The sequence below is a fragment of the Amycolatopsis sp. NPDC051716 genome, from assembly GCF_040681595.1.
In the GTDB taxonomy this organism is placed as follows: Bacteria; Actinomycetota; Actinomycetes; order Mycobacteriales; family Pseudonocardiaceae; genus Amycolatopsis.
This window is the reverse complement of the sequence record NZ_JBFAZA010000098.1, coordinates 1-1,748: the sequence shown is the minus strand read 5'-3', so window position 1 is coordinate 1,748 and position 1,748 is coordinate 1. Positions and strand designations below refer to the sequence as shown.

Annotated in this window: 2 protein-coding genes; both read left to right on the top strand. The window is 40.3% G+C overall.

Features of this window, described 5'->3' with window-relative positions; all coding sequences use genetic code 11:
* Positions 1-164: 164 nt before the first annotated feature.
* Positions 165-1,112: an IS30 family transposase gene (locus AB0M30_RS47640; protein ID WP_003130410.1), complete on the top strand. Its 948-nt coding sequence runs from the start codon at positions 165-167 to the stop codon at positions 1,110-1,112.
* Positions 1,113-1,257: 145 nt separating this feature from the next.
* A partial coding sequence (locus AB0M30_RS47635) for a S1 RNA-binding domain-containing protein (protein ID WP_364599313.1) occupies positions 1,258-1,748 on the top strand: 491 nt, incomplete at its 3' end.

The following is a 1,748-nucleotide window of genomic DNA, read 5'->3' as shown; positions in this document are numbered from 1 at the left end:
CTTTTCTATCAGTAGGCCTTCTTGTCTTAATTTTTACTAGAACAGACAATAATAAAAAATAAAACGCAAATTGTAAAATGAAGTTAGCCACCTTGAGTCAAGCAAAAAACATCTGAATCTCTTATACTAGAAGTTCGACCAAATAGTATAAAAAGGAAATTCAGATGCAAGACTATTCTATCACAAGCCAGAGCAAAGGGAAACACCTGACCAATCAAGACCGTTTAAACATTGAACGTTGGCACAATAAAGAAGGACTGAGCAACCGTGAGATTGCGCGCTTATTGAATAAAGCTCATGGGACGATTGACAGAGAGATGAAGCGAGGGGAAATCCAGCTCAAGCGGAAGGTAAAATACTCTGCTAAAAAGGCTCAAGAAAATTATGAAGGATTGAGGGCTCACAGTGTTCGTCCGAGTAAACTCACGACTGAGATTGATTGTTATGTGAGTACACGTCTTAAAGAAGACAAGGACTCTTTGGAAGTCATTCATCAGGCTCTAAAAGGAGTTTCTCTGAGCAGCCTCTACAATTGGGTCAACTGGGGCTGGTTAGAAGCCAAGCGTCATCATCTTTTCTATCCGCAGTATAAGGCGGCAAAGAAAATCAAACCTCGTGCGCCAAAGCATCCTTTTGGCAAGTCTATTGAAGAACGGCCTGAGTTCATTAACAATCGCTTAGAAGTGGGGCATTACGAGATTGACACGGTCATTCTTACGAGAGCTAAGAACAAGGTGCTTTTGACGCTCACAGAGCGAAAATACCGCACGGAGATCATTCGCTTGATTGATGGGAAAACAGCACAGGCGGTCAATGATGAGCTGGTGGAACTTCAAAAAAGTTATGACTTCAAATCCATTACCCCTGACAATGGCCATGAATTTGCAAGGCTCTCTGAGGTCGTAAGCTGTCCAGTTTACTATGCACACGCCTACGCGAGCTTTGAGCGAGGGACGAATGAAAACCATAACCGAATGATTCGTAGGCATCTGCCAAAAGGCACAACAAAGACGACCCCTGAAGAAGTCGCCGCTATCGAGTATTGGATGAACCATTATCCAAGAAAAATGTTCAACTATAAGAGTTCATATGAGATGAGCTTGGCTGGCTAACTTGGACTTGCAATTTGCGATAATAAAATACTTATAACTTTTTTAATATAAATCAAGAAAAAAGCTTTCCCTAAGCGATTTTTTATGGTATAATGTTTTGTAAGGCTGTGTACCAGCCAAATTGTTGGAGGAATTTTTTTTACAAATGAACGAATTTGAAACATTATTAAACAGCGTTGAAGACGTTAAAGTACGTGACGTCGTTAAGGGTGAAATCCTTTCAGTTGAAAACGGGCAAGCAACTGTTGCCATCGTAGGAACTGGTGTTGAGGGTGTCCTTACACTTCGCGAAATCACTAACGATAAAGATGCTGATATCAATACATTCGTTAAACCTGGAGATGTTCTTGATTTGCTTGTTATCAAACAAATCGTTGGTAAAGAAGCCGAAGGTGCAAACGTATATCTCCTTTCATTGAAACGTCTTGAAGCTCGTAAAGCTTGGACTCAATTGGAAGGCAAAGAAGGCGAAATCGTAACAGTTAAAGTTACTAAAGACGTTAAAGGCGGACTTTCAGTAGACTATAACGGTGTTCGTGGATTTATCCCTGCATCTATGATTGACACTTACTTTGTTAAAGATACTAAGAAATTTGTTGGCGAAGAAATCGAAGCTAAAATTATCGAAGTTAACGC

Bases quoted from the DNA above. Each gene is read 5' to 3' on its own strand.
- AB0M30_RS47640 (WP_003130410.1), top strand. From the start codon at position 165: ATGCAAGACTATTCTATCACAAGCCAGAGCAAAGGGAAACACCTGACC.